The 8,812-nt window shown below is 58.1% G+C and carries 6 protein-coding genes; 1 reads left to right on the top strand and 5 read right to left on the bottom strand.

Annotated elements, in window-relative coordinates; translation table 11 throughout:
* Positions 1-205 precede the first annotated feature (205 nt).
* Positions 206-919, top strand: a complete 714-nt coding sequence (locus tag ACMLHG_RS16275) for a helix-turn-helix domain-containing protein (protein WP_417171162.1) — start codon at positions 206-208, stop codon at positions 917-919.
* Between the two features lie 216 nt (positions 920-1,135).
* On the opposite strand, the gene ACMLHG_RS16270 is transcribed toward ACMLHG_RS16275, so the two are convergent.
* From ACMLHG_RS16270 to ACMLHG_RS16250, 5 genes are all read right to left on the bottom strand, one after another.
* The gene (locus ACMLHG_RS16270; RefSeq protein ID WP_417171161.1) at positions 1,136-2,674 is read right to left on the bottom strand and encodes a metallophosphoesterase; all 1,539 of its coding nucleotides are present in this window, start codon (positions 2,672-2,674) and stop codon (positions 1,136-1,138) included.
* A gap of 182 nt (positions 2,675-2,856) precedes the next feature.
* Positions 2,857-4,392: a glycoside hydrolase family 27 protein gene (locus tag ACMLHG_RS16265; RefSeq protein ID WP_417171160.1), complete on the bottom strand. Its 1,536-nt coding sequence runs from the start codon at positions 4,390-4,392 to the stop codon at positions 2,857-2,859.
* A gap of 8 nt (positions 4,393-4,400) precedes the next feature.
* Positions 4,401-5,876 carry an ABC transporter substrate-binding protein gene (locus ACMLHG_RS16260; protein WP_295807603.1) on the bottom strand — a complete coding sequence of 492 codons (1,476 nt, stop codon included), beginning with the start codon at positions 5,874-5,876 and terminating at the stop codon, positions 4,401-4,403.
* Between the two features lie 13 nt (positions 5,877-5,889).
* Positions 5,890-7,872, bottom strand: a complete 1,983-nt coding sequence (locus ACMLHG_RS16255; RefSeq protein WP_417171159.1) for a hypothetical protein — start codon at positions 7,870-7,872, stop codon at positions 5,890-5,892.
* Positions 7,873-7,895: 23 nt separating this feature from the next.
* The coding region (locus ACMLHG_RS16250) for a prepilin-type N-terminal cleavage/methylation domain-containing protein (protein WP_417171158.1) at positions 7,896-8,812 on the bottom strand (917 nt) is incomplete at its 5' end.

Here is an 8,812-nt window from a genome sequence, read left to right as displayed (position 1 = left end):
TAAAAACATTATGAAAAAACTTTCGAATGCCGAATTGTTCCGTTGGGAGAATCTGCCGCTGCCGTCGTACAGTGAGGGAATGGAATTTTATCACCAATCGTCGCGACGTAGTTATCGGATGCGCCAGCCACCGCCTGACCCTTTTTCTGAGCTGCTCTGGATCGATTGTTTTTGCGAGGTGCATCTGCTTCGCGGAGCGCACTACATGAGACGCCATGCGCCGTTTCTGTCAATTGAATTCGTGCAGCAGGGGACGCTTCTGGTGCGGCAGCGCGGGGAGATGTACGAGCTGGAGCAGGGAGAGATCTTTCTGATGCAGCCGGGAATTGAAAATGAGTTTCTTTCCGGCCGGGAGGGATGTCGCAAGATATCAGTCATGTTTAAGGGAAAGGTGCTCTCAGCCATGCTCGACGAGAGCGGACTTGCCGGGGTGAATGTGCTCTCCCGGCGGGAGCACTCACCGATGGAACGGCTGTTCCGGGAGATCAGCGAACTTGTGGATGAGCGTTCCGTGAAGGAGCCGGGGCGCAATGCCGTACTCGCATTCAAACTGTTTCAAGCACTGCGGCTTCCGGCGGATCTCCCGGAACTGCCGCCGGCGTTGGCAACACTGCGCGACATGCTGGAACAGCATCCGGAATATGACTGGAGTCAGTCGGAAATGGCGGCCCGGTGCGGCTGTTCCCCCACCCATCTGGTGCGGCTGTTCCACCGGTATTTTCATACGACACCCCGCCAGTATCTGCTGGATCTGCGGATTCTCCGGGCACGTCAGCTGCTGGCGGATGAAACGCTCTCCATCAAGGAGATTGCCGCGGCGGTCGGCTGTGACAATGCGTTGAACTTCTCCACCAGCTTCCGGAAACGTTTCGGCATCCCGCCGCGGGAATATCGAAAACAGCTCTCTCTCTTTTCCTGAACATTTCCGTTCCGGAAGCGTTGACGAATATTTTATTGCTTTGTTCCTGCAACATGTGGCGCGACCGCCGGTTGCGGCCGCCGGATGTTCCCCCACCGGTAGAGGAGGGCAGCAGAGGCGCTCAGCGCGTCTGCCGTCAGTGCTCCCGCCCTGAAATCCGGCACCGGAGGAGCACGGCGGGGGGAAACCGAAGAGATTGGCCAGTTAGAGCAATCCTCAAACTTTCTCAAGGTCCGTTTTATTCTGTACCGCCTGCGCCACGGAAAAGGAATCGATGTTTTTGCCGGTGGAATCGAATGCTCTTACGGTCAAGACGTCCCCCTGTCGCGACAGCTCCAGATGTGCGCAGTAATCGTTCAGAACCACCGGGAACGGCAAAGCCCACGCAGGATATCGACACAACTTCGGGGAGTTGCCGTGGAGAGCTTTCTCTCCCGGCGTACTCCGGCAGTAGCAATGTTCATGGCCGCCGATCATCAAATCGATCACGCCCGGTCCGGTCAGAAGTCCGTCGATCATCTCGAACACCGCATGCGATCCCAGTTCGGGGGAAACCAGGGCTTCGTGGCTCAGCACCACCCGGAAGTCGGCATGAAGGAAGTCGCCGGTCTCTGTGACGGTTTGCAGCCATTCGCGCTGCCGGGTGCGATATGCCTTCTCCAGCTCCGGCAACGAGGGGTTGTAATCTCCTGCAACATCCAGGACAATGAAAAAGACGCCGCCGTGGGAGAAGGTGAAATACCCTGATCCATCCCTTCCGGCGAAAAGGTCGAACCAGGCACCTGCTCCGCAACCGCGGAATTCATGATTCCCGGTGGAAATGACGAATGGTTTGCGCCATTTCCGGAGCATCGCATCGAGAAAGCCGTCATAATAGATGCGCCGCCCCGGCGAAGCGGTCACCATATCGCCCAGGAGAATTGCAAAGTCGGCGTTGTCAGCTTCCTGAGTGTGCAGAATCCGCATCAGCTCCCCGGTTCGGCAATGCAGATCCGAAGTGAGCAAAAGCGAAAAATCCCGCGCACTTCCGGCATTGGTGCGGAAAGAAAAGAGTCCCGTTGCCGGAGACTCTTTTCCTAGTTCAGGGAAAAGCATTTTCAGCCGGTACTCGTATTCGCTCCCCGGAGTCAGATTTTTCAGCCGCGCACGGTGGAGAGATTTGTCCCGCCGGATCGTGCCGGAAACCGGATCCGCATACGCAATCCGGAATTCGGTCTCTCCCTTCCGGCGATACTCAACGACCGTGGCACCGGCGCCTGCCGTCTCCCAGCCGATTTCAACCGAGGTGCTGTCGGGCTGACACACCCAGGGGCCATGCAAGACGCACTCCGGTTCCGGCGGCAGAAAATACAGCCGTCCGAGCCGATCGATGTTGTGAAAAGCCGATCCCGTATGAACCCAGACCAGCAGCTGTTTTGCTGCGGAGCGCTGCCGCGCGATGTTGAATCCCACGGATTCTCCTGTCAGCGGCAGCAACGACAGAGGGAGCCGGATTTCCGCACTCCACCGGTCGTCGGCCACCGCTGTCACGGCCTCCCAGTCGGAGAGTTCCGCAAACTCGCTGAACCGTCCACCACCGGCCGAGACTGCAAAATGCCGATACCAGCCGTTTTCACCGGATTCCCCGAAAAAGATTTCAACATGATCTCCTGCCAGGGCCGCATAGCCGTCCTTCCGGGCGTTCGCGATGACCTTCGAAGTCTCCCTGGCCTGGATGTTCAGAAAGAGATGCGTTGCATTTCGGAAAATTCTCACTTCCGTCAATGATTCCGCTACAGGATTTCCGTCGGCGTAATCAAGAAAGCGGGAGAGAACCGTCCCGCCGTCCCGGTTTGCCTCCAGATGCAAAATTTGCGGAACGAAAGCCCTGCCTGTCTGATTCTGATTCATTGCAGTGCCGGGAGCCATAGGGGGAAGCAAGCTGATTATCGAACTCTTCAAAAACTTCCGGCAGAAAGATTTCTCACTCCCTGAAGCAATTGATCTTTCACCATATTCCTGAACTCGAACTCCTGTCTGAATGGAGCGGGGAGAGTCCGATAGAGTTGCACCGAATGCGGCTGGATCGTCATTTCTCCACACAATTCCCGTTCCTCGCCGTTCCACAACTCCCGCCCTTTGCACTCCTTCTCCAGGCGGCAGGTACGCCGGTCATCGCTCCGGTTGAAGAGGGCGATCGCGGTCGAACCGTCTGCGAGTCTCTTGCTGTACTCCAGGACGCCGTTGCCCCGATCCCGGATTTCCGGAGGAGAAACCAGCGGATCCTGATCGACGGCGATGAGTTCATCGTTGGTCAGAAGCTGGAAGGTCGCGTCGTCCATGCCGGCGATGTCGCAACTCAGCAACAGCGGCGCGGAGAGCATGCACCACAAGGTGAACTGCGTGCGCTGTTCTTCCTGCGTCAGCCGGGTCATGGTGAAGGTCGGATTGGGCGTGTTGGGCACGCCGATCGCGCCGATCTGCAGCATGTCCAGATCCGGGAACCGCCCCGGCCCCAGCTGTTGCTGCCAGACGGGGGAGTGGTCGAATCCGATTGCGGCAATGCTCTTCCATTCATCCTTGATGTCGCAGGAGACGCGGCAGAGCTGCGCTTCGGTGAAGAGTCCGGCGGCGTCCTTTTCCGGCGCATCGTTGGAGAGGCTCAGCACGATATCACGGCCGCTGTTCCGCAGGTCGGCGACAATCCGGCGCGTCGTCGGCAGGTCGTTTGGGTTCCAGTCCAGCTTGACGAAATCGACGCCCCATTCGGCCCACTGGCGGATGTCGTCGGAGAGTTTCCACTCCGAACCGATCCGGTCGACCTGCAGTTTATGCAGCCCGGGATAGCGCCCGAAGACCTGATTGGGCTGCAGCCGGAGCGTTTCCGGCAGAAAGAGGCGCTCCTCGCGACCCGCGTCGGTGCTCCCGCCGCGGAACCCGGCATAGGTGGAGATCCAGGGGGTCGAATAGATTCCGAAACGGAGGCCGCGGGAGTGGATATAGTCGGCGAGACTGCGCATGTCGGGGAAGCGTTCGTTCCCCAGCAGTGCGCCGTAGCGTCCGCCGCGCTTTCCCTGCCAGCAGTCGTCGATGTTGACGAAGTTCCAGCCGTGGGCGGCGAGTCCGCGTTCGACCAGCGCGTCGGCGATGGAACGGATGCGGGCGTCGCTGACGCCCTCCGAAAAACAGTACCAGCTGTTCCAGCCCATCGGCGGAGTGAGTTGAATGTGTTCTCCGACGATCAGGTCAATCCGGCAGGAGGCGATTCCGGCGGCGTTCTCCGCTTCGAAAATCACCGGGTAGCGGCCGGGAGCGGAAATTTTTCCGGAAAGCGTGCCGGCAACGGCGTCGAATACGGTTCCCGTCGGGGGATTGACACAGTTCAGCTGAAGGTTTTCTCCCTCTGCCGGAAGAGGCAGAAAGAAATGGTTTCCGGGGCGTGCCCCGAAGACCGCCGGCGCATGAAAGCGGGGCGGAATGGATATCTTTTTCATTTTTATGATTACTCTTGAAGCAAATTTTTTTCGCGATAGTAGCGCTGATAGAACGGATTCTTGATCCACGTTGCCGGGATTTTCTTCCCTTCGGCCTTATACTGCTCGATCTTCTGCTGCAGTTCGCAATCGTGGCGGTAGCGCTCCTGAAGGGAGGGAATGCTGGATACGGTTTTGCGGATGGAATAGGCGATCGAATCATTGGCCAGTTTCAGAGCTTCGTCCGCCGGGGAGAGCCCGCCGGAAACCCGCTCGTAGGCGTAACGGATCTTGTCCTCCGCCAGCGGGTAATAGGGGCTCAGACTCTCCGGCAGCGCGATGGTTCTCGCCCATTTGAGCTCGTTGGTGTGGAGGTTGCCCTCGTTTTCGTGCCCGGCAGGGTGATGATATTCCGGGTTGTTCTCCGCCCACCGGGGGTTCGGCGGCAGCCCGTCCGAACTGCGGATCAGCAGCTCGTTGTATTCGCGGCTGGCCAGAAACAGCAGGAAGATCTTGGCGAAATCCTTGTGCTTCGAACCCTTGAATATCGCCGTGTTCCGAGAGATGAACACCAGATTTTTGAACTCATATTCCGGATATTGCGAAAACGACAGGTTGATCGGTTCGGTTTTGAAACGCCGCAGATCCATGTTGACGTAGCGACCGGTGACGATCATCGCATAGCGGCCGGAGACGAGGTGCGGCGTGGCGTCGCTGTTGACGCTGGACTGCGCCGAACTCTCCGAGGCGATCTCCGCCGCAGTCGGGATGAGATGCAGTTCATCCACCCAGCGATGGTAGAGTGTCAGCGCCTTGAGAAATGCGGGGTCGGTCAGCTGCGGCGCGGTCAGCGTCTCGTTGAACATGTCGCAGCCCATGCTGCGCGCCAGCGGCAGAATGACGTTGGGCATCGCTCCGGAAAAGAAGACCTCCTGCCGCGGTTTGCCCGCATTGGCACGGCGGGTGAATTCCAGCCCGATGCGCTCGAACTCCTCCGGAGTCCACTCCTCCGGCGGCGGCTCCATGCCATATTTGCGGAAGGTGTCCACGTTGCAGAGCAGTGCCGGCGCCGCCAGATTGCAGGCGTAGGCGTACTGCCGATCGTTGTACATCAGAAGGTCGCGGGCGGCGCCGTAGTTGCTCCCCGGATCCAGCCCGTTTTCACGGGCGAAATCGGTGATGTCCTCCAGCACCCCCATCGGTGCAAACCGTTTGACCGGAACATGGTCGATGAGGTCGCCCGCCATTCCGGAGACCGCCTGAATCAGAGTACTCTGATTGTCGGCGGCTTCCAGACGCACCCGGAAGAGCGGCTCGCCTTTCGCATTCACTCTGCCGGTTTTCTTCATCCAGTCGTGAAAAGCGGCAACCTGTTCGATGCGATCCGCTGAAAGACCGGCGGTCCAAACGATCGTCGTCACTCCCTCCTGTTCGGCGCGGGTCAGCCAGGTGACGACCGAGGCCAGAATCAGAAGTATTGTAATGATGAGAAACAGGTTCCGCATGATTCACATTCTCCTATTCCAGCACGTCGGAGTCGATGGCGTCCGACGTGAATTCATACCGGCCGTTGCCGAGAGCGCGGGTCTTGCCGAAGCGGGACTTCAGCTCTGCGTTCCCCGGCACGGTGATGATTGCCTTGCACGGTTTGCCCATCGACGCAATCACGACGCGCACGTCGCCGTCCTTGACGAATGCCCGGGCATACACTTCTTTCTCCGGAGTACTTTCGACCGTTACCGCGGGAGCTTTCTCCGTGCTCATGATCCAGGGCTCGAGGTCGTGCAGAAGCTGGACCGTTTCCTTGAGGTTGTTCCAGTCCTGCTCGCCGCGTTCCGGAGCGCGCTTCTCCATCGTCGTAATGTCGTAGTAAGCGTAGAAGACGAACCCTTTCGCCCCGTGGATGGCGCCGAGCAGCGGGGCGGTACGCACCTCTTCCCGCGTCAGGAAGCGGCTCTTGCGGAACGCTTCGTCGCTCATGTTCTTATCGACGACGGCCCAGTTGAACGCCTGCGGCACATGCCAGACGGTGGTTCCGGTCTTTTCCCCGGCGGCGAGCGCATCCTCCAGTTCGCGGAGCGACTGCGGGCCATGGGTCGCCTTGACCGGGTAGGGATCGATCCCGAGGATGTCACCCGAAGTGGCGTAGTAGTTGAGGTCGTCGTAGAAGCAGGTCAGAGTCCAGGTCGGGTGATCCGGGTCGATCGCATTGATCGTGTTGCGCAGCCGGATGATGTCCGGCACGCGGGAGCGCGCCTCCTCGTCACTGACGTACCAGACCAGCAGTGCCGGATGATCCTTCAGGTTGCTGACGATCTTCTTCACCACCGGAATCGGCCCGAAGGCGTCGTCGACCTTGTGATTCCAGCCGTGGAGATGTTCCTTGAGGCTGGCGACCAGTTTCAAGCCGTACTTGTGGACCTGATCCACGCCGGCGCGGATGCCTTCCATATCCGAGGCGTACTTGCCGGGGCCGCGGTGCCACGCCATCCCGTAGAGATGGAGCGTGTTGAATCCCGCATCGGCGATTCGCTGCAGATCTTCGTCCTTCATGGAGCCCTGCCACGCGCCGTAAATGCCGATCGGCATGAAGGGTTTGCCGTCGACGATCAGACGGTGGTCCCGGTCGATCGTCACCGCGTTGGCGGAGACGGCGTCGCGGGTTCGCACATTGATCTCATAGGCGCTCGAGGCGAGACGGCGTTTGGCCGTCAGGTCGAGCAGCGTGAAATCAATTTTCCCGCGTCCGGCGGGGAGGGGGCCGAAGTCGCCGCGGCAGAACCCGTTCGCATCCGGTTTGAGCAGCTTCTCGTACCGCTTGCCGTCAAGGTCGAGCGTTGCGAGTACGGCGAAGTTCTTCGCTCCCTCGGGAATTGCCGCGTGAAGCTCGAACGAGGAGTCGTCGGTCCAGAGCGAGAGGTTGGTCAGGCGGGTCGGAAGCACCGACCAGAGATTGCCGACCTCTTCCACCTGGAGGTTGTCGTAGTAGAGCACACCGGAGGCGTTGTCGCGGATGTAGAGCGAAACCCGCGCCTCCTGGCCGTCCTTCAGGACGAAGGGGCGTTCGATCTTCTTCCATTCGTTCGTAATCGGCTGGGCGTCATAAAGCCCGCCGATATATTGGCCGCCCGGCTTCTTGTAGAATTCGATGCAGAAGCCGTGCGGTTCCCCCTGAATGTTCTCTCCGCGGCAGAGCATGGAGACCTTGTAGGTCTTGCCCGGCTTCAGGTTCGGAATCGCGACCGAGACGAATCCGTACTTCTCGCCGGGTTTGCGTTCGGCGCGGAGACCGGGGGAGCCGTTGTAGCCGTATTTGCCGATCGTGTAGCCCGGGAAGGAGGTGAACTCCTTCAGATCTCCGGTGCTGAAATCCTGCTCATAGGCGGGACCAGTCTGGTTCCCTTCCGGCCAGGCGCGATACTGATCAAACGTCTGGTTTCCGGCAAAGAGCGCACCGGCGATCAGGCAGGCGGCCGCAATGATATGAGTTTTCTGTTTCATGCTGTTATCCACAGGGTAGGGGGTTACTGAGCATAAGCGCATTTAGGGCATACCCAGTCGCCCTTGATATGCTGGAACGTATTGACGAAATCTTCGTTCGTGTTGCCGAGTTCATTCGGCTCCCGGCGATTCAGAAAGGTCTTCGGCTTGACGTGACCATCGGCATAGCCGACATTAGCCTGGCCGTTGTGGGTGTTACAGCCGGTCAACGGGGTAACGATATCTTTAATATCTTCAAATAAATCCAGGTAGTCGTATGTTCTCTCGCTATTATAGCCTTTATCCGTGATTATTCCCTGCATGGTGGGATGAAAAATTTTTGACACCTTTGCCGGACGGTACCATCTGTATTGTTCTTGATGGTAATACCTTTCATCGCCGAACGATGAATAATAGACGTAGCTAGACCAGGTGATACCACCGGCTTTCCAGAAACTTGTTTCCTGCGGCTGTGCTCCCGGACAGGTGAATACCTTCGCCAAGGTAAAATCATCGGGAACAGGAATGGTATACTTTCCTCCGCCGACATACGGATAGATGCTTGAAAGCCAGTACACTGCGGTCTTTCGATCATTATTAAAGTATTGAAGGCTGAGCGGCAAGTAGTCATTGGCATCGGTCGTGTAGCTCAAAATTCCGGTCATGATCTGCTTTGCGTTGCCCTGGCATTGACTGATCTGTGCACGGGCGCGCGCCTTGTTCAGCGCCGGCAGCAGCATCGCCGCAAGAATAGCGATAATTGCTATGACTATTAAAAGTTCTATCAAAGTGAAATATCTGCTATTGTTCTTCATGGTTTTTTCCTCCTGTGTGTAGCTTGAAGTGCCGACAGAATATTGAAATGTACCGTTAATGTGTTTCATAACTCCCGGGCTCATCAGTTTGCGTTCCAAATACGGTTGAATGATCTTTCCACCCTCCTTTCGCCTGCTGTTTTTTG

Source organism: Victivallis sp. (assembly GCF_048170485.1).
Lineage (GTDB): Bacteria > Verrucomicrobiota > Lentisphaeria > Victivallales > Victivallaceae > Victivallis.
This window is presented reverse-complemented; position numbering and strand designations above follow the sequence as displayed.